General features: G+C 70.2%; 19 protein-coding genes. 13 read left to right on the plus strand and 6 right to left on the minus strand.

Annotated features, from left to right (window positions below):
* The first annotated feature begins 213 nt into the window (after nucleotides 1-213).
* Entirely contained in the window at nucleotides 214-1077 is an 864-nt protein-coding gene (locus ACFYW5_RS26505; RefSeq protein WP_389419825.1) for an endonuclease/exonuclease/phosphatase family protein, read from the plus strand.
* 17 nt (nucleotides 1078-1094) lie between these two features.
* Complete coding sequence (locus tag ACFYW5_RS26510) at nucleotides 1095-1643, plus strand: dihydrofolate reductase family protein (protein WP_389419587.1); 549 nt, start codon at nucleotides 1095-1097, stop codon at nucleotides 1641-1643.
* A gap of 12 nt (nucleotides 1644-1655) precedes the next feature.
* Here the strand turns inward: ACFYW5_RS26510 and ACFYW5_RS26515 are convergent, their stop codons facing one another.
* From ACFYW5_RS26515 to ACFYW5_RS26530, 4 genes are read right to left on the minus strand one after another with little or no spacing between them, the layout of a single operon-like run.
* Nucleotides 1656-2657 (minus strand): HEAT repeat domain-containing protein, encoded by a 1002-nt coding sequence (locus ACFYW5_RS26515; RefSeq protein WP_389419588.1) that lies wholly within the window; start codon nucleotides 2655-2657, stop codon nucleotides 1656-1658.
* Between the two features lie 6 nt (nucleotides 2658-2663).
* On the minus strand, nucleotides 2664-3356 hold the full coding sequence (locus tag ACFYW5_RS26520; protein WP_389419589.1) for a HEAT repeat domain-containing protein: 693 nt from the start codon (nucleotides 3354-3356) through the stop codon (nucleotides 2664-2666).
* A gap of 49 nt (nucleotides 3357-3405) precedes the next feature.
* Entirely contained in the window at nucleotides 3406-4524 is a 1119-nt protein-coding gene (locus tag ACFYW5_RS26525) for a hypothetical protein (RefSeq protein WP_389419590.1), read from the minus strand.
* A gap of 2 nt (nucleotides 4525-4526) precedes the next feature.
* Nucleotides 4527-5597, minus strand: a complete 1071-nt coding sequence (locus tag ACFYW5_RS26530; RefSeq protein ID WP_389419591.1) for a hypothetical protein — start codon at nucleotides 5595-5597, stop codon at nucleotides 4527-4529.
* 95 nt (nucleotides 5598-5692) lie between these two features.
* On the opposite strand from ACFYW5_RS26530, the gene ACFYW5_RS26535 reads away from it, so the two are divergent.
* Nucleotides 5693-6628 carry a LysR family transcriptional regulator gene (locus ACFYW5_RS26535; RefSeq protein ID WP_389419592.1) on the plus strand — a complete coding sequence of 312 codons (936 nt, stop codon included), beginning with the start codon at nucleotides 5693-5695 and terminating at the stop codon, nucleotides 6626-6628.
* Between the two features lie 16 nt (nucleotides 6629-6644).
* Here ACFYW5_RS26535 and ACFYW5_RS26540 read toward each other — a convergent pair whose 3' ends face one another.
* Nucleotides 6645-6920, minus strand: coding sequence for a hypothetical protein (locus ACFYW5_RS26540; RefSeq protein WP_389419593.1), 276 nt, complete (start codon nucleotides 6918-6920; stop codon nucleotides 6645-6647).
* Between the two features lie 171 nt (nucleotides 6921-7091).
* On the opposite strand from ACFYW5_RS26540, the gene ACFYW5_RS26545 reads away from it, so the two are divergent.
* Together ACFYW5_RS26545 and ACFYW5_RS26550 are read left to right on the plus strand one after the other, a co-directional pair.
* Nucleotides 7092-7652, plus strand: coding sequence for a GNAT family N-acetyltransferase (locus ACFYW5_RS26545; protein ID WP_389419594.1), 561 nt, complete (start codon nucleotides 7092-7094; stop codon nucleotides 7650-7652).
* Nucleotides 7653-7870: 218 nt separating this feature from the next.
* Nucleotides 7871-9424, plus strand: coding sequence for a polysaccharide lyase family 1 protein (locus ACFYW5_RS26550; RefSeq protein ID WP_389419595.1), 1554 nt, complete (start codon nucleotides 7871-7873; stop codon nucleotides 9422-9424).
* Between the two features lie 63 nt (nucleotides 9425-9487).
* Here the strand turns inward: ACFYW5_RS26550 and ACFYW5_RS26555 are convergent, their stop codons facing one another.
* Nucleotides 9488-9730 (minus strand): DUF5133 domain-containing protein, encoded by a 243-nt coding sequence (locus tag ACFYW5_RS26555; RefSeq protein ID WP_389419826.1) that lies wholly within the window; start codon nucleotides 9728-9730, stop codon nucleotides 9488-9490.
* A 216-nt stretch (nucleotides 9731-9946) separates the two neighbouring features.
* Between ACFYW5_RS26555 and ACFYW5_RS26560 the strand changes: the two genes are divergently transcribed.
* The 8 genes from ACFYW5_RS26560 to ACFYW5_RS26595 all read left to right on the plus strand — a co-directional run bounded on the left by ACFYW5_RS26560 (nucleotide 9947) and on the right by ACFYW5_RS26595 (nucleotide 19306).
* Nucleotides 9947-10213: a hypothetical protein gene (locus tag ACFYW5_RS26560; protein WP_389419596.1), complete on the plus strand. Its 267-nt coding sequence runs from the start codon at nucleotides 9947-9949 to the stop codon at nucleotides 10211-10213.
* The gene (locus tag ACFYW5_RS26565) at nucleotides 10210-10464 is read left to right on the plus strand and encodes a hypothetical protein (protein ID WP_389419597.1); all 255 of its coding nucleotides are present in this window, start codon (nucleotides 10210-10212) and stop codon (nucleotides 10462-10464) included. Before ACFYW5_RS26560 ends, ACFYW5_RS26565 begins: the two co-directional genes overlap by 4 nt.
* 399 nt (nucleotides 10465-10863) lie before the next feature.
* The gene (locus ACFYW5_RS26570) at nucleotides 10864-12279 is read left to right on the plus strand and encodes an ABC transporter substrate-binding protein (RefSeq protein WP_389419598.1); all 1416 of its coding nucleotides are present in this window, start codon (nucleotides 10864-10866) and stop codon (nucleotides 12277-12279) included.
* A gap of 120 nt (nucleotides 12280-12399) precedes the next feature.
* Complete coding sequence (locus tag ACFYW5_RS26575; RefSeq protein ID WP_389419599.1) at nucleotides 12400-13359, plus strand: carbohydrate ABC transporter permease; 960 nt, start codon at nucleotides 12400-12402, stop codon at nucleotides 13357-13359.
* Nucleotides 13360-13375: 16 nt separating this feature from the next.
* On the plus strand, nucleotides 13376-14251 hold the full coding sequence (locus ACFYW5_RS26580; protein WP_389419600.1) for a carbohydrate ABC transporter permease: 876 nt from the start codon (nucleotides 13376-13378) through the stop codon (nucleotides 14249-14251).
* 107 nt (nucleotides 14252-14358) lie between these two features.
* On the plus strand, nucleotides 14359-15963 hold the full coding sequence (locus ACFYW5_RS26585; RefSeq protein ID WP_389419601.1) for a glycoside hydrolase family 13 protein: 1605 nt from the start codon (nucleotides 14359-14361) through the stop codon (nucleotides 15961-15963).
* A gap of 164 nt (nucleotides 15964-16127) precedes the next feature.
* Entirely contained in the window at nucleotides 16128-18146 is a 2019-nt protein-coding gene (locus ACFYW5_RS26590) for a glycosyl hydrolase family 28-related protein (RefSeq protein WP_389419602.1), read from the plus strand.
* Between the two features lie 149 nt (nucleotides 18147-18295).
* A complete protein-coding gene (locus ACFYW5_RS26595) occupies nucleotides 18296-19306 on the plus strand; it encodes a LacI family DNA-binding transcriptional regulator (RefSeq protein WP_389419603.1) in 1011 nt (336 codons plus the stop codon).
* Nucleotides 19307-19464: the final 158 nt, after the last annotated feature.

The raw sequence follows: 19464 nt of genomic DNA on the forward strand, positions 1-19464 counted from the left end.
ACGCCCCTCGCTCGCCGTCCGTACAACCGGTCGGTGTCCGGAAGCATCAAAGCGAGCGCCACCACCGGGGATCAAACAACCAGAGCCCGGTCATCCACAACCCTGAGTTGTATCGATGCCGGGTCGCCCGGTGGATCAAAGTCGCGGTCGAGGATGTCCCCGTCGCATAACCTCAGGGAAGACACGAATCTCATGGCAGACACGTCCGATGCCATGTACAGCCACAGTCGGGAGGCGATGGTGCTCGCCAGGGGCACGCGATTGCTGGTGGGGGCCATGATCGTGGCCTGCGCGGTGCTGGTCGGCCCGAGTGTGCCGAGCGGCGCTCCTATCGGCAGGTCGCTGCCGGCCTCCGCCGCCCGCGAGGTGGTGCCGAACCGCGTGATGACGTGGAACCTCTGCAACCCCTGTGAGGAGAGCAACGTCGACCGGGCAGCGGAAATCGCCACGTACGCACCCCAGGTCATCGGCCTGCAAGAAGCGTGCGCGCGGGACGTCGAAAGGATCCGGGACCATCTGGAGAACCTTTACGGCCTTGTTTACCACGTCGAATACGGCTCGGTTCTGCGCAATTGGGGTCGCTGCGGGGGAGTGCCGTGGAATCCGGGTGGCTACGGCCAGGCCATCCTGTCGGCGGCGCCGATGACGGACGCGGTCAATGTCGAATACCCCGACGGGGGGTCCGAGGACCGCGGGTACCTGGCCGTCACCACCCGGGTGAACGGCCAACAGGTCCGGGTCTTCAACACGCACCTCGCCGAGCGCCGTCAGGAAGAGGTCCGGGCCGAACAGGCGGGCGTGCTCGCCAAGGTGGTCGCGCGACACGAACGCACCATCGTGCTCGGTGACTTCAACGCCGTACCGTACGCTCCCGAGCTCAGCCGGATGTGGGCGCTGGCCGCGGACGTCGATCCGCAGTGCCATCCCTCGCGCGGCGGCACCTGCGAGCCGACCACCGAATGGCAGAGCAAGTTCGACTACATCTTCCTGCGCGGATTCACCCCGCAGACGCACCGCGTGCACCTCACCCCGTATTCGGACCACTATCTGCTGCAGGCCGACCTGAAGACGACTTAGCGCGGTATTCTCGCGCGATGGCTCCGCTTCGGTATTCCATCAATGTCAGCCTGGACGGGTGCTGCGATCACCGCGAAATGGTCCCGGACGAGGAAATGCACCGCCATTCCGTCGAGATCCTCGACCAGGCGGATGCCCTGCTCTTCGGGCGGGTGACGTACGAGATGATGGAGACGGCGTTCCGGGCGCCGCCGGAGCCGGGGTCGAGACCTGAGTGGATGGAGCCCTTCGCCAGGACGATCGACGCGGCGAAGAAGTACGTCGTGTCGAGCACCCTGGAGCGGGTCGACTGGAACGCGGAACTCGTGCGCGGGGACCTGAGCACGGCCGTGCGGCAGCTCAAGCGGGAGTCGCGCAAGGGGCTGCTGGTGGGAGGCGTACAGCTCCCGCTGGCGTTGGCGGAGCTGGGCCTGATCGATGAGTACGAGTTCGTGGTGCAGCCCCGGCTGGTGGGGCACGGTCCGACGCTGTTCGCGGGGCTGTCGCAGCGTGTCGAGCTGACGCTCGTGAGCCGGCTGGAGTTCGGCTCGGGGGCGGTGGCGTTGCGGTACGTGCCGAGCAAGTAGCCTCGCGCAGTTTCAGTGTGCGTTCCGCAGCTTGAGGATGTAGGCCGCGGTCAGGGCGACGGCACGGTCCTCGTCGTCCGACAGCCGCGTCAGGGCGCGTGTCGCCGTTGTGCCGGGCATGTCCGCGAGGGCCTGCGCGAGGCGTCGACGTGCGAGGTGGGTGGTGTCGTCGGCGAGGCGGTCGACGAGGCTGGCGGCGATCGTTTCCGCCAGGGTGGGGTCCTGGGCCAGGGCGCCCAGCGTGTCGGCGGCATCGACGTCGTTCACCCCGTCGGCGATCATGCCGATGAGGGTGGGTACGGCCTCGGCCACCCCGCGTGCTCCGAGCGCCTGCGCGGCGCACCGGCGGACCATGGGATCGGAGCCGGCGAGGGCGTCGCGCAGCAGCGCGGTCGCCGCGGGCGTCGACATCTCGGCGATGACCTGGACGGCCCGCTTGCGGACCTCCGCCTCCGGCGAGCCCAGGCCCTCCGCCAGCAGGGCCAGCCCCGCGTCCCCGGTCTGCGCCAGCGCCCACCGCAGGGCGCCGGCCACGTTCGTGTCCGTCTCGTCGAGTACGGCGTCGACCAGCGCCTCCACCGGCACCGGGGCTTCGTCGACCGAGGACAGCGCCGCGCGCTGACGCTGCCCGGCACTCTCGGAGGTCAGGGCCTGGAGGAGGGAGACGGTCTGCAGGACGTTCTCCCAGGCGGCGGGTTCCGCGGCCTCGATGCGGCGGAGGTGCCGCAGCAACTCGGTTTCCCGTGCGATGCGTTCCTGTGTCTGGCGGATGAGGTCGGCGACGAGCTCCGAGGGCCGGAAGCCGGGATCGTCCAGGGCGCGTCCAACCTCGCGCAGCGACAGCCCCAGGGACCGCAGGCTCTCGATGTGGAAGATCCGCTGGACGTCGGCACCGGAGTACTCGCGATAGCCGGTCGGTGTGCGTTGCGTCGGCTCCACCAGGCCGAGCGACTCGTAGTGCCGCAGCATGCGCGCGCTCACCCCGGAGCGCCGGGCCACGTCGCCGATCAACACCGTTCCTCACGCCTCCTGACGGTCGGGTCCCAGGGCCACGATGCGCTTCGCTTCGTGCAGGGCGAAGTCGAACGCGGCATCCGGGTCTCGCAGCAGCCGTTCCGTGGCGATCGCGTGCTGCCGTACGCGAGGGTCGGAGTGCGTCCGCGCGGTGCCCAGGGCGGGCTCGGCCGCTGCACCGAGGGCCGTCAGTGCCCGGCTGAGACTCATCTGTGTCTCCCGTCCGCCGCGACCGAGCTGGGTCGCCAGTATCCCGGCCAGCTCCGGCTTCCCGGCCCCCGGCACCAGGATGACGGCGGCTCGCCAGGCGCTCTGTGCCACGGCGTCGTCGGCGTCGGTCAGATGGGCGCGCGTGATCGCCGGCCACGCCTGCCGGTCCCCGATCTTGGACAGGGTGTGCAGAGCCTGGCTGCGGGCCTGCGCGCGCTCCGAGCGGAGTTCATGGATCAGCTTCGGAACCGTGACCTGGGGCGGGTGCCGGGTGAGCGCCCACGTGAGCATGTCCCGTACATAGAATTCCGGCTCGACCGCACACCGTTCGATGAGCGTGTCGATGCTCCGGGCGTCCGGGGCCGTGCCGAGCGCCAGCGCTGCCTTGAGCCGTACTGACGCGTCGCTGTGCCGCAAGCCGGTGAGCGCTGCCGTCGTGTTCGTGTTCGCCGTGTTCGTGTTCGCCGTGTTCGTGTTCTCTGTGGGCATGGAGAGCACCTCCTCGGCCCACAGTGAAGGCGTTACCACTGTGTCAAGGTCAAGCCGAGGGCTCGAACCGGAGGATGCGCGGGGCGAACGCGCCCTCGGGGCCGTCGGCGCGGCCGACCGACCACACCTGCTCCGTACCCGGCACCGGCGCCAGCCGCAGCACCGAGGACTCGCCCTCGCCGGCCACCGCCGGTTCGCGGTACTCGGTGAACGACCGGCCGTTCCAGGACAGGAAGTCCGGTCCGGGCACGAACGGGGGATAGCTGCCGGGCGGGCCGTACTTCTGCGAGCGGGCCACAGCGACCCAGGCCAGCTCGCCGGAGGCGCCGGCCGCCAGTGAGCTGATCGAGCCGAAGTCGGCGGGCACGGCCACCCGGTGCCACGCCTGCCCGTCGAAGCGGACCAGCAGCGGCGGAACCGGCCGGCCCACCGGGCCCCCGACGAACCCGGCCGTGCCACCGGCCCACACCTCCGTCGGGGACACCGCGAGCACACTGCCCACGGCCGACCGCGGGAATCCGTACGCGATCGTCTGCTGCCACGCCTGCCCGTCCCAGTGCGAGACGGCCGCCCCCGAGTCGGTGGCGCCCGCGGCCCACACGTCGTCGGCCGCCAGGATGTGCAGGCCGTACACGGCCCCCGGCGGCACCGGCAGGTCCCGCCAGCCGCGCCCGTCCCAGCGCAGCAGCACCTGCGCGCCGTCCCGCGACCCGATCAGCCAGGTCTCCCCGCCGCCTGCCACGACCTTGGTCAGTACGACACCGCGCGGCGCCCGGCTCTCGGACCAGCCGGTGCCGTCGAAGCGGAGCAGACGGGCGCCGCCCGCCGAGTCGCGGCCCACCGCCCAGCCGGCTGTCGGCGAGGTCGCGGCGATGGACAGCAGCTCTCCCTGCCAGCCCACCCCGGGCAGGCTCTGGCGCTGCCAGGCGGTGCCGTCCCAGCGCAGCAGCAGCGGGAAGCCCGGCGCCTCCCGGCCGACGGCGTCGGCACCCACCGCCCAGGCCCGGTCCGGCCCGAACGCCACGGCCTCGTTCAGCCCGGCCTGGGGACGCACCTGCGCCGGGACCGGCACGTGCCTCCAGGACACGGGCTCCGCGGCCGCCGAGCTCATGACCGTCACCACGGCCACGGCGAGGGTGAGGACCGCGACGAGAAGTCTGCGTGCCATGGTCAGCCTCCCAGCCGCTCGCTCATCAGGTTCGGTTTCGAGCCGTAGATCTCGACCGTCCCGAAGGACAGCAGCGCGGACCCGGCCCGGGTCAGGGCACGCGGCTTGACGTCGATCGCGTTCGTGCGCTCCGGGCCGTAGGAGAAGGTGGTGCGAACGCCGTCCACGCGCGCGTACTTCGACTGGAAGGCGCGGTCGCTGCGCACCGGCAGCCACAGCGCGCCGTCCGGGCCGCGGACCATGGCCTCGGTGTAGGTGTCGCCCAGCGGCGGGTAAGTGGTGCGCCAGGCACGCCCGTTGAAGGTCATCAGGTAGGTGCGGGGCACGCCGTCGGTGTACTGGCTGCCGCCGATCGTGACGCGGCCGGACGGTTCGAGCATCAGCGTGTGCACGTTGCTGTCCGGTGGCAGGGGTACCCGCGCGTCGCGCCACTCGGTGCCGTTCCAGCGCAGGACGGTGGTCCCGGTGCTGGTGTCCGCCCAGGCCCATCCGTCGGTGGCCGAACGCGCGGTGATGCCCATCAGGTACAGCACACCGTCCGGGGTGTCCTGGGTGGTCCAGCCGGTGCCGTCGTAGTGCAGCACCTTCAGTCCGGTGTCGTCCTCGCCGACCACCCACGCGGCTCCTGGTACGGCGGCGAAGTCCTGATAGACCCAGAGCGCCCGCGGGATCGGCAGCGCGCTCCACCCGGCCGCCGACCGGCGCAGGATCTCCCCCTGACCGGCGCGGTTGTGGAGGATCCACACCTCCTCACCGACGAACTGCACCTTGCCCAGCCGGCCCGGCTCGGCGGCGCCGGGGAAGGTGGTGTCCCGGCTCCACGCCGTGCCGTCCCACCGGTACAGCATCGGCCGCAGTCCGTCGGCGGCGTGCTCGTACCCGGTCGCCCATGCCTCGCCCGGCCCGCGCGCGGCGAGATCGGACACGGTCACCGGCGAGACGGCCGCCGGGGGCACCGGCAGCGCGGACCAGCTCGGCGCCACGGCGGCCGGTGGCGAGGCCGAGACGGCCGGCGACACCACCGCGGCACACGCGAGGACGAAACAGACGACGAGCGCACGGAGACCGTTCACGAGACCCCCCAGACGCGAAGGTCGCACAGGCTATGGGCGTTCCCCCGCGCGTGAACAGACCGCATCCGGCCGATCCGGTTGCCTACGGTATCGGCATGGACCTCGACACCGTCCGGACCTTCGTCGCCGTCGCCGACGCGGGCCAGTTCCAGGAGGCCGCCGCCGGGCTGGCCATCACCCAGCAGGCTGTCTCCAAGCGCATCGCCGCGCTGGAACGCAGCCTGGGCGTGCGGCTGTTCACACGCACCGCGCGCGGCGCCGAACTCACCATCGACGGGCAGGCGTTCCTTCCCCACGCGCGGGAGCTGCTGCGGGTCGCCGAGCGCGCGGTGGCGTCCGTGCGCACCGGGCGCCGTCCGCTGCGGGTCGACGTGATCGCCTCACGCGTCGCGCCGTCGGGCCTGATGCGCGGTTTCCACCGGGCCCACCCCGAGATCGACCTCGACGTGGTCATGCTCCACGACATCGAAACGGCCGTCGCCGCCATCCGCTCCGGCACGATCGACGCCTCCTTCCGCGCGGTGGCCGCGCCCGGCCGACCCCTGCCCGAGGAGATCGCATCCGTGCGGGTGCTCGACGAGCCGCTCCAGCTCCTGACCGGCCCCGCCCACCGGCTGGCGGGCGCCCGTTCGGTGACCCTGGCTCAGCTCGCCGGCCACCGGATCTGGATGCCCGGCATCGTCCCGGGTACCGAGTGGGCCGCCTACTACGACGACCTCGTCGCCGAGTTCGGCGTCACCATCGAGGCGACCGGCCCCAACTTCGGCTCCGACGCCCTCCTGGACACCATCGCCGACACCCCCGCCCTGGCCACCTTCATGGGCGAGCAGACCCGGCTGGTCTGGCCCGCCGGCCACGGCCTGCGCCGCATCCCGGTGACCGGGCCGACACCCGTCTACCCGCACGCGCTCCTGTGGCACCGCGACAATCCCCACCCGGCGCTGACCACACTGCGCACCCACCTCGCCGCCACCACGGCCGCCCACGACGCCCCCGGAACATGGGCACCGAGCTGGGTGATCGCGCGCTGATCCCAGGAGACGGCTTTCACTCGGCGTCGATCAGCCCGAAATCTTCCGGGAAGTCTTCCAGGAACTCGCGACGAGCCGGGTCGGTCTCGGCGGCTGCCATCTCACCAACCAGGCCGATCAGTTCCTGTCGCTGATCATCAGGCAGCGTACTGACGACGTGGGCGACGCCCTCCGTCACCTTGACCGCGTCATCCTGATCCATCCGGTCGTCTTCGGTCCCGTCCATGAACCACAGGACATCGACCAAAGCCTCGGCCAAGGCACGAGTCAGGGACGGGTACGAAGACGTCACGGTGGTCTCCCAGCAGATCAACGGCAGAGTCCGGATATCCCACCACACACCACTGACATCACTGTCCGTGAGCCTCCTGTGGCGTCCGGGGTCACCGGGGACGTACGCGCCCCTGGACCGTCCGGATAAACGGATGGCCAGGGTCGAGCGTGACGCAGCAGCATGCTCCGCATGACGTTGCCGACCCCCGAGCTGCACACCGCCCGCCTGCGACTGAGGCCGTTCACCGACGCCGACGCGGCCCCGCTCTACGCGCTGCACAGCAGCGCCCACGTGCTGCGTTACTGGGACTCCCCGCCGTGGACCGCACCGGCCCGCGCGCAGCGCTTCATCGCGACCTGCCGGACGATCGAGGAGGAAGGCACGGGAGCGCGGTGGGCCGTCGACCGCCTCCGCGACGGCGCGTTCATCGGCTGGTGCGGCCTGACCAACTGGAACCCGGACTTCCGCAGCGCGTCCCTGGGCTACGTCTTCGACGCCGCCGCGTGGGGCCACGGCTACGCCACGGAGACCGCGCACGCCGTCCTGCGGTGGGCGTTCGACACCCTGGACCTGAACCGCGTCCAGGCCGAGACCGACACCCGCAACGCGGCGTCCGCCCGAGTCCTGGAGAAGCTCGGCTTCGTGCGCGAAGGCACGCTCCGCGAGGACTGCGTCGTCAACGGCGACGTCTCCGACTCCTGGGTCTTCGGCCTCCTGCGCCGCGAGTGGCGCCCGACGGCCGGCTCCTAGAACCGAGGCCACACAGGCCGTCGTTCGAGAATGTGAACCGGATTCAGTCCATAGTCTTGTCGGACCGTCCACCCACCCCTATCGTCTCCGGCCAGAAAGCGCTTTCCCGGAGTGCTGCTGCGCGCTCCGGGGCCCCCGTGCGGCACGGACCCAGGTCCGCGAGCAGACGGAACGACGCACCACGCATCGGACGTAGACGAAGATCTCGGGAGACGACCATGAGAAGACCTCTCGCCCTGCGACTGTCCGCGGCCTCGGCCGCGCTCGCGCTGGCGACCGCCGCCGGTGTGGCCCTGTCGGTGCCGGAGGCGTCCGCGGCGACCGGCGGCGCCACCGGATACGCCACCCAGAACGGCGGCACCACCGGCGGTGCGGGCGGACAGACGGTCCGGGCCACCACCGGTACCCAGATCCACGCGGCGCTGTGCGGCCGGGCCAGCAGCAGCACGCCGATCATCATCCAGGTCGAGGGAACCATCAACCACGGCAACACCGCGAAGGTCTCGGGGACCAGCTGCAGCACGGCCGACGGTGTGATCGAGCTCAAGCAGATCAGCAACGTCACGATCGTCGGCGTGGGCTCCGGGGCCGTCTTCGACCAACTGGGCATCCACATCCGTGAATCCCGCAACATCATCATCCAGAACGTCACGATCCGGAACGTGAAGAAGTCCGGCTCGCCCACCTCCAACGGCGGCGACGCGATCGGCATGGAGAGCGGCGTCCGCAACGTATGGGTGGATCACACCACCCTGGAGGCGTCGGGCGGGGAGTCGGAGGGGTACGACGGCCTCTTCGACATGAAGGACAACACGCAGTACGTGACGCTGTCGTACAGCATCCTGCGCAACTCCGGCCGGGGCGGCCTGATCGGCTCCAGCGAGAGCGACGTCTCCAACGGGTACGTCACGTTCCACCACAACCTGTACCAGAACATCGACTCCCGCACGCCCCTGCTGCGCGGCGGCATCTCGCACATCTACAACAACCACTACACGGGCCTGAACGAGTCCGGCATCAACTCCCGCGCCGGCGCCAAGGCCAAGGTGGACAACAACTACTTCGAGGACTCCAAGGACGTCCTGGGCACCTTCTACACCGACCAGCTCGGCTACTGGCAGGTCAGCGGGAACATCTTCGACAACGTGACCTGGTCCGCGCCGGGAACCGACAACCGCCCCGCCGGGCCGAACGTCCAGTCCAACACCTCGGTGAGCATCCCCTACGCCTACACCCTCGACGCGGCCAGCTGCGTACCCGACGTCGTGCGCCGGACCGCGGGCGCGGGCACCGGCCTGCAGGTGTCGAACGGCAACTGCACCCCGCAGACGCCCACTCCGAACCCGACTCCGACGCCCACCCCGACCCCCACGCCCACCCCGACTCCGACGCCGACCCAGCCCAGCGGCACCAACCTCAGCATCGGCGCGGGCTCCGACGGCTCCAGCAAGGCTGACGGGACGAGCTACGGCAACGTCCGCGACGGCAGCATGAGCACGTTCTGGTCACCGGCCGGATCGACCGGTGCCGTCTCCATCAAGTGGGGCTCCGCCACCGCGGTGTCCAGCGTCAACATCCGTGAGGCGTCCGGAGCCGTTGGGGCCATCCGCTCCTGGCGGCTGCTCAACGCCGACACGGGAGCCGTCCTGACCTCCGGCAGCGGCGCGGGCGTCATCACCTTCCCGCGGACCTCACTGAACAAGATCACCTTCGAGATCACCGGCTCCTCGGGCACTCCGCGGGTGGCGGAGTTCGAGACCTACGGCTCGTAGCAACACCCGCTGCCCCGCTGTTCTTTCCGAGCGGGGCAGCACACTTCTCTTCGGTGGCGCGGGTCAGTGGCCTGCCGCAGGGGCGGTGAGGAGGGAGTCGTCCTCCGGGCGGGCGCCGGGCAGCTGATGACGGGCGGCGATGAGGGCGGCGTCCACGTCGGCCGTCCCCGTCGCCACGCACAGGGTGTAAGCGACGTCGTCCATGCGCTGGCGCACGCCCGCGCTTCCGTCCTGAGCATGCAGGATGCGCAGGGTCTCGTACTGTTCGATCAAGTTCGTCAGTACGGCGGGATGTGCCATCAGCACAAGAGCCTCCTGGTGGTCCGTCGTCACATGGGTCACGCACCGACGCGTGTGCCCCGCATGCCGACGGACATGCTTCCCTCTTCCCGGTGATGTCGATCATCGGTGGGTGGATATGCGAACGGCGGCGTCGAGCCGGTCGCCCGCCGTGCAGCGTCGATCTCGTGCCGACTACAGTTCTCGGGCTGATCGGCGGCATCGCGGCCGCAGCCCGATGCGGTGACTCCCTGCCGCGCCCTGTGGGTCGGCGCGCTCCTGCCGGTGTCCGCCACGTACGACGCCGCCCTCCCGCCGCCCGAGGACGCCGAGGGTTTCCGGGCGGTCATCGACCTTTCCCAGGCGGTCGGACAGGCCGAGGCGGACCGGTTCGAGGTGCGGCTCGGTTTGGAACCCACCTTCGCCGCGGCCCCCGCGCGGTTGCCGTACAGAGGAGAGGTCATGCCGGTTCCGGAGTCGTGGGCGGCGGACCTGCCGGTGGCCGCATGAGCCGGCCCGTGCACGGCATGCTCCATCACGTCGAGCTGTGGGTGCCGGACCTTCCCCGCGTGCTCGCCTCGCTCGGCTGGTTGCCGAAGGCGCTGGTGTACGCCGTATTCCAGTGCTGGGACGGTGGCCGCAGTTGGTTCCATGTGGAGGACGCCGCGACGGTGGAACGGCTGGTCGCTGATGCCGTTCGGCACGGCCGACGCCTGATGGTGGTCCCCGAGCGCAGCGGCGACCCGGCGATCCCCCGCTGACCAAGCTGGACGTGCACGAACGACCGGGTGCAGCCGGGCCATCGGCTGTCGCATCCCCTTGCATCCGTGCGTTATCCGCCCGGGCACTACTACGCAAGACGTTCCGCTCACCGGAAGTCCTTGCTGGACGCGAGGTTGCGTGTCGCTCCAGCCATGACCGGAGCATTCTTCCAGTTCAGCCCCTCTTTCCGGCTGCTCGCCCTCCCTGACGCTTGCGCTTCAGCTGCGTTCTCGCGGGCGTTCCACCGGCACTCGACTGCCCCTTGTCAGGGAATTACGAAACGAACGCGAGATCTTGCGTTCACTTGGGGCGAGTGGTTGAGTGTGCCGCACCCCACAACGCATCCGCCGTCCGGTGGTGGGGTGACCTTCCACGTTCATGCCCGAAGGGGACCACCCATGAGAAGTGCCCGGTTCCGTCGTACCCGCCGCGCCAGCGCGGTCGCCCTCGTCTCCGCGCTCACGCTGACCGCGCTCGCCGCCTGCGGCACGAGCAGCAGCGACGACGGCGGTGGTGCTTCCGAGGGAGGCGGCTCGTCGGATCCGTCCGCGCCGCTGGACCCGAAGACGAAGGTGACGATCACCATCGACTGCATGCCGCCCACGGCGAAGGCGGCCGAGCTCAAGCAGTGGAAGGAGGACGTCAAGGAGTTCAACAAGACCTACCCGAACGTCACCATCGAGGGCCGCTCCACCCCGGGCCAGTGCCTGGAGCCGCCGCGCTTCACCGCGATGCTGAAGGCCAAGTCCCAACCGGACGTCTTCTACACCTACTTCACCGACCTGCCCCAGGTCCTCGACCACGACGGCGCCGAGGACATCACCGCGTACGTCAACGACAAGACCGTCCTCGCGCTGAAGGACATCGACCCGAACGTCCTCGGCACCCTCAAGCAGGACGGCAAGCTCTACGGTCTGCCCACCAGCAACTACACGATGGGCCTGCTGATCAACCGCAAGCTCTTCAAGGACGCCGGCCTCGACCCCGACGCCCCGCCGCGCACCTGGGCGGAGGTCCGCACCGCCGCGAAGAAGATCGCCGGCCTGGGCGACGGCATCGCCGGATTCGGCGAGTACAGCGCGGGCAACACCGGCGGCTGGCACTTCACCGCGCAGATGTACAGCGTCGGCGGCGAGATCGTCGACGCGAGCGGCAAGAAGGCCGCGTTCAACAACGAGTTGGGCAAGCAGGTCGCCGAGAACCTCCACGCCATGCGCTGGGAGGACGACAGCATGGGCAAGACCCAGCTGCTGAAGTGGGGCGACCTCCAGAAGCAGATCGCCACCGACAAGCTCGGCATGTTCCTCGCCGCCCCCGACGACATCGCCTACATGGCGCAGCAACTCGGCGCCAAGTACGAGAACTTCGGCATGGGGCCGATACCGGGTGAGAAGGCCACCCTGGCCGGCGGCAACAGCTACATGATCAAGAAGGGCATCTCGTCCGACAAGGTCAAGGCCGCGGTCGCCTGGCTGAACTTCAAGAACCTCACCGTCGGCAAGGGCCAGTTCGACTGGGCGCGCACCAAGGCCGACGGACTGCCGGTGGGTGTTCCGCAGCCCAACTTCTGGCTGAACGAGTCCAAGGCCAAGGACGACGCGGCCCGCGCCGAGCACGCCACGATGCCGGTGGAGAACTTCAAGACGTTCATGGACAACCCCGTCGCGGGCAAGGCCGAGCCGCCCAAGGCGCAGGAGATCTACAAGGTCCTCGACAACGTCATGTCCGGCATCCTCACCAACAAGGACGCCGATATCGACAAGCTCCTCAGCACCGCGGAGTCGCAGGTCAACCAGGTCCTGGCCAACCAGTGACGCGACCGGGCGGGGCGGCGTGAGGTGCCGCCCCGCCCGGCGGCCCGGCCCTTACCGCCGCTTCGTCCGGCGGCCCGGCCCCCGGCAACAGACACGGCAGATCAGTACCGAGGAGCAACGATGTCGGCCCCCAGCCTGACCCAGAGCAAGGCGGGACCTCCCCGCCCACCCCAGCCGCGCGAGACGGCCCGCGCGACCTCCGGCGGCTCCTTCGCCAAGAGCCTGCGGCGGAACCTGACGGCCCACGGCTTCCTCATCGGCGCGGTCGTCTGCTTCGCCCTGTTCTCCTGGTATCCCATGATCCGGGAGTTCTTCCTCGCGTTCCAGAAGACCGAGGACGGAGAGGTCACCTGGGTCGGCCTGGACAACCTGGTCACGGTCTACAACGATCCCGCCTTCTGGCAGGCGTGGCGCAACACACTGCTGTTCACCGTGCTGGCCCTCGTCTTCGGTTTCGCGGTGCCGTTCGTCGTGGCGATCGTCATCAACGAGTTCCACCACGGCAAGGGCTACCTCCGGCTGCTGGTCTACCTGCCGGTGATGCTGCCGCCGGTCGCCTCGGTGCTGCTGTTCAAGTACCTCTACGACCCCGGCTACGGGCTCCTCAACGAAATGCTCGGCTTCTTCGGCCTGCCGGAACAACAGTGGCTCCAGGACGCGGACTTGTCGATGTTCTCCGTCGTCCTCGCCTCCACCTGGATGAACATGGGCGGCGCCGCCCTGATCTACCTCGCCGCGCTGCAAGGCATCCCAGGTGAGCTGTACGAGGCGGCCGAACTCGACGGAGCCGGTTTGCTCCGCAAGATCTGGCACGTCACCATCCCGCAGACCCGGCTGATCCTGTCGCTGATGCTGCTCATGCAGATCATCGCGACGATGCAGGTCTTCGTCGAACCCTTCCTGCTGACCGGCGGCGCCGGCCCGGAGGGCTCGACCACGACGGTCGTCTACCTGATCTACCAGTACGCCTTCAACTTCAACAACTACGGTGCCGCGGCGGCGCTCGGCCTGCTCCTGCTCGTACTCCTCGCCGGATTCTCGGCGGCGTACGTCAAGCTCAGCCGCGCCCAGGACGAGTAGGCCAGGAGAGACCACCATGTCCACCCGTACGCTCATCTCGCCGGCCCAACTCGCCCGGCCCCGCGGCAAAGCCGTGTACTGGACCGTCTTCACCGTCGTCGTCGGCGGTTTCACGCTGGTCTTCCTCGGACCGCTGTACTGGCTGATCTCCAGCGGCTTCAAGAACGCGCAGGAAGTGATCCAGACCCCGCCGACGCTGGTCCCCGACTCCTTCGAGCCCGCCAACTACCAGCAGGCCTGGGACGTCATGGACCTCGCCGGTCTGCTGGGCAACACCCTCTACTACGCGTTCGGCGCGCTCGCCTTCCAACTGGTCCTGGACGTGGCCGCCGCCTACTCGCTGTCCAAGCTGCGCCCGATGTTCGGCAAGGCGATCCTGGGCATGATGCTGGCGACGCTGATGATCCCCGCGACCGTGCTCGTCGTACCGCAGTACCTGACGGTCCTGGACGTGCCGATCGTCGAGCGGAACCTGCTGAACACCCCGTGGGTGATCTGGCTGCCCTCGGTGACCAACGCCTTCAACATCTTCCTGTTGAAGCGGTTCTTCGACTCGATCCCCAAGGAGCTGCTGGACGCCGCCTCCATGGACGGCGCCGGCCCGATGCGCACCCTGTGGTCGATCGTGCTGCCGATCTCCCGGCCCATCCTCGGCGTGGTGTCGATCTTCGCGGTCGTCGGGGTCTGGAAGGACTTCCTGTGGCCGATGCTCACCCTGCCGGACCCGGCCAAGCAGACCCTGAACGTCGGGATCTACTCGTTGTCCAACGGCGTACCGGTGAACGTGCTGATCGCCGCGCTGACGATCGCCTCCCTGCCCACGCTGCTGATCTTCCTGGTCTTCCAGCGGAACATCATGAGCGGCCTCACCGCGGGCGGCCTCAAGGGCTGACCGCCCCGTCCCGTCTCCCACCTCCCAAGCCTTCGCCGCCGGCCTGTCCGACGCCCCGCCGATCCGGGCCGGCGGCGAAGATCCACCCTGCCCGAAAGGACCGCCCCGTGGCAGCCCCCACCCCGCACCGCACCGACGACTGGTGGCGCGACGCCGTCATCTACCAGGTGTACCCGCGCAGTTTCGCCGACGGTGACGGCGACGGCACCGGGGACCTCGCGGGCGTGCGCGCCCGCCTGCCCTACCTCGCCCAACTCGGTGTCGACGCCGTCTGGTTCACGCCCTGGTACCTCTCGCCGCTGGTCGACGGCGGCTACGACGTGGCCGACTACCGCACCATCGACCCCGCCTTCGGCACGCTGGCGGAGGCCGAGAAGCTGATCGCCGAAGCCCGCGAGCTGGGCATCCGTACCATCGTCGACATCGTCCCCAACCATGTCTCCGACCAGCACCCGTGGTTCCGGGCCGCGCTCGCCGCGGGCCCCGGCAGCCCGGAACGGGAGCTGTTCCACTTCCGTCCCGGACGCGGGGAGAACGGGGAACTGCCGCCCAACGACTGGCCGTCGCAGTTCGCCGGCTCCACCTGGACCCGCGTCCCCGACGGCGAGTGGTACCTGCACCTGTTCACGCCCGAGCAGCCCGACCTCAACTGGGCCCACCCGGCCGTCCGGCAGGAGCACGAGGACGTCCTGCGCTTCTGGTTCGAACGCGGGGTGGCGGGCGTACGCATCGACTCCGCGGCCCTGCTCACCAAGGACCCCGCGCTGCCCGACTACGTGGAGGGCGTCGACCCCTCGCCCTTCATCGACCAGGACGACATCCACGACATCTACCGCTCCTGGCGGGCCGTCGCCGACGAGTACGGGGGCGTCTTCGTCGGCGAGGTGTGGCTGCCCGACGCCGAACGCTTCGCCCGCTATCTGCGCCCCGACGAACTGCACACGGCGTTCAACTTCAACTTCCTGACCTGCCCCTGGGACGCGGCGCGGCTGCGCCGTTCCATCGACGACACCCTCGCCGAGCACGCCCCCGTCGGAGCCCCGGCCACCTGGGTGCTGTGCAACCACGACGTCACCCGCACCGTGACCCGCTACGGCCGCGCGGACACCGGCTTCGACTTCGCCAAGAAGCGCTTCGGCACCCGCACCGACCTGGACCTCGGCACGCGTCGCGCCCGCGCGGCCGCCCTGCTCACCCTCGCCCTGCCCGGCTCCGTCTACGTCTACCAGGGCGAGGAACTGGGCCTGCCCGAGGCGGACATCCCGCTGGACCGCATCGAGGACCCGATGCACTTCCGCTCGGGCGGGACGGACCCCGGCCGCGACGGCTGCCGGGTCCCCCTGCCCTGGGAGGCCGAGGCGCCGTGCTACGGATTCGGGACGCCGTCCGAGCCCTGGCTGCCCCAGCCCGCCGACTGGGCGCGCTACGCGGTCGACCGGCAGAGCGAGGACCCGGACTCCATGCTCACCCTCTACCGGCAGGCCCTGCGCCTGCGCCGCACCCAGCCCGGCTTCGGCGACGGCCCCATGATCTGGCTGTCCGGCGACGACAACGTTCTCGCGTTCCGGCGGACGGACGGCCTGGTCTGCGTCGTCAACCTCGCCGACGCGCCCGCCGACCTGCCGCCGCACCAGCGCCTCCTCCTCGCCAGCGGTCCGCTGCACGCCGACGGAACGCTGCCGAAGGACACCGCCGTGTGGCTGCGGACCTGAAGCCCGCGTCGACGGTCAGCGAGATCGCGCCGCCGACGACCCGCTGACCACCGCCCGCCCTGTCCGCGCCGCACGGCAGAGCGCGGACAGGGCGGCGCACCCTGCCGTCACCGCTCCTCTTACTCGCACGGCCTCCTTCCCATCCGCGACAGAAGCGAGCCCCGATGTCCCCGAGTCGCGCCAAGACCGCAGCGAGAGGCACCGCCCTCGCGTGCGCCCTGCTCTTCCTCGGTACCGCCTTCGACGCCACCGCCGCCCAGCGCCCCCGGCCCTCGTCCGGCCCCCAGCCCGTCGTCACCCGTGCCGCCCTGGACCCCGCGCTCGTCGCGGGCCGCGGTGCCGAGGTGCCCTTCGTCGAACAAGAGGCGGAGAACGCCACGACGAACGGCCGGATCATCGGCCCGGACCGCACCCCCTATACCCTCCCCTCGGAGGCCTCGGGGCGAACGGCGGTCCAGCTCACTCCCGGCGAGCACGTGGAGTTCGTCCTGCCGCGCGCCGCGAACGCCATCACCGTGCGCTACAGCATCCCCGACGCCCCGCAGGGCGGCGGCATCACGGCGCCCCTGGACGTCACCGTCGACGGCCGGCACCGCACGACCATGACGCTCACCTCGCAGTACTCCTGGCTCTACAACCAGTACCCCTTCACCAACGACCCCCAGGCCGACCTGCTGCACCCCGACTGGTGGATCACCGAGTGCGCCTGCGTCCCGGACGACACCACCCCGGCACCGCAGATCACCAAGCCCTTCCGCCCGACCCACTTCTACGACGAGCAGCGCCTGCTGCTCGGCCGCACCCACCGCGCGGGCGAGCGCGTACGCCTGACCGTGCCGGCCGGCAGCCGGGCGGACTGGACCGTGATCGACCTGCTCGACTCGGAACTGGTCGCACCGCCCCAGGCCGTCCGCGGCGGCGTCGACGTCCGTGCTTTCGGAGCCGACCCCACCGGCAGGCGCGACGCCGCCCCTGCCATCGAACGCGCCATCACCGTCGCCCGCCGCACCGACCGGCCCGTTTACCTGCCGCCCGGCACCTACCAGGTCAACCGGCACATCGTCGTCGACGACGTCACGATCACCGGTGCCGGCAGCTGGCACACCATCCTCAAGGGCCGGGCGGTCGCCCTGGAGCAGCCCGCGCCCGACGGCTCACGGCACACCGGAGTGGGCCTGTACGGCAAGCCCGCCGCGCAGGGCGGCAGCCGCAACGTGCACCTGTCCGGCTTCGCCATCGAGGGCGACGTCCGCGAGCGGATCGACGACGACCAGGTCAACGCCATCGGCGGCGCGATGAGCGACTCCACCGTCCGCGGCCTGTACCTGCACCGCACCAAGGTGGGGCTGTGGTTCGACGGCCCCATGTCGAACGTCGAGGTCACCGACAACGTGATCACCGACCAGATCGCCGACGGCCTGAACTTCCATACCGGCGTGACCGGTTCGCGCGTCCACAACAACTTCGTCCGCAACACCGGCGACGACGGCCTGGCCATGTGGTCGCAGAAGACCGACAACGCGAACAACGTCTTCTCCCGCAACACCGTCCAGTCCCCGACCCTCGCCAACGGCATCGCCCTCTACGGCGGCCGGGACAACACCGTCAGCGGCAATCTCGTCGCCGACCCCGTCCGCGAGGGCAGCGCCCTGCACGCGGGCGCCCGCTTCGGCGCCGAGCCCTTCACCGGCACGCTCCGCTTCACCGGCAACACCACCGTGCGGGCCGGCACCTTCGAGCTCAACTGGAGGATCGGACTGGGTGCCCTGTGGCTCTACGCCCTCGACCGGAGCATCGACGCCGACATCCGGGTCACCGGTGACCACTACCTCGACAGCACCTACAACGCGATCATGCTGGTCAGCGAGTGGGGCGTGAAGGACCGGTACGACATCCCGGAGGTCCACTTCAAGGACATCCGCGTCGACGGCACCGGCACGTCGGTGGTCAGCGCCCGGGTGAAGGGCTCCGCGACCTTCGAGAACGTCGACGCCCGCAACGTCGGCGCCGTCGGCGTGAACAACTGCGGTGCGTTCAACTTCCCGCCGACCGGATCGGAGTTCAGCCTCACCGACCGCGGCGGCAACGACGGCGGCTGGCTCACCGACCGGCTGCTGCCCAACACCATCACCTGCGACGACCGGCCCCCGGTGGTTCCACCGCCGGCCCCGTCCCCCTGGTGACGCCGACGGGCTTGCGCCCGCTTACGCAGGGGCGGCAACGGGAAACGGGTGCTGAGGGCAGATCCGGGGCCCTCCGGTGACCCGCGGGCAGAGAGAAAGAAGGGAGATCGGCCGCAACAACTTGCGGGTTTTGCGTTACGCTTGCATGCATGACGCGACGACTGGCCCAGGTGGCGAAGAAGGTGGGGGTCAGCGAGGCCACGGTCAGCCGTGTCCTCAATGGCAAGCCCGGTGTCTCCGATGCGACACGGCAGTCCGTGCTCACGGCGCTCGACGTCCTCGGCTACGAGCGCCCGACGCAGCTGCGCGGAGAGCGCGCCCGGCTGGTCGGCCTCGTGCTGCCGGAACTGCAGAACCCGATCTTCCCGGCGTTCGCCGAGATCATCGGGGGCGCGCTCGCGCAGCAGGGGCTCACGCCGGTGCTGTGCACGCAGACCAAGGGCGGCGTGGCCGAGGCCGACTACGTGGACCTCCTGCTGCAGCAGCAGGTGTCCGGCGTGGTCTTCGCCGGCGGCCTCTTCGCGCAGGCCGACGCGCCGCACGAGCACTACCACCTGCTGGCGGAGCGCAAGGTGCCGGTCGTCCTCGTCAACGCGTCGATCGAGGGCCTGGACTTTCCCTGCGTCGCCTGCGACGACGCGGTCGCCGTCGAGCAGGCCTGGCGCCACCTGGCATCCCTCGGCCACGAGCGGATCGGCCTGGTCGTAGGCCCTGCCGACCACGTGCCGTCGCGGCGCAAGCTGGACGCCGCCCGGTTGGCGTCCAAGGCCATGGGCATGGACCTGCCCGAGGAGTTCGTGCAGCGGTCGATCTTCTCGCTGGAGGGCGGACAGGCCGCGACCGCGCGGCTGCTGGACCAGGGCGTCACCGGCATCGTGTGCGGCAGTGACCCGCTGGCCCTCGGTGCCATCCGGGCCGCCCGCCGGCGCGGGCTCACCGTGCCCGCGGACGTGTCGGTGGTGGGCTTCGACGACTCCGCGTTCATGACGTGCACGGAGCCGCCCCTGTCGACCGTGCGCCAGCCCATCGAGGCGATGGGCCGTGCGGCGGTCGACCTGCTGTGCGCCCAGATCCAGGGCTCCCACTCCCACCCAGGGGAGCTGCTCTTCGAGCCCGAGCTCGTCGTCCGCGGCTCGACCGCGCCGCCGCCGGCGCGCTGACCGCCCGCCTCCACCTTCAGGCCTTCGGCACCGGTATCACCGCCGCTTCAGCGGCTCCGATACCGGTGCCGTTGCCGTTTCCGGACGCTTTCACTGTCATGACCCGGACGGAACCGTTGACAAACTCGTCACGTAGTAGAAACCTCTCACTCCAGTGA

Origin of the sequence: Streptomyces sp. NPDC002779 (assembly GCF_042888685.1) — a bacterium.
Taxonomy (GTDB): Bacteria; Actinomycetota; Actinomycetes; order Streptomycetales; family Streptomycetaceae; genus Streptomyces.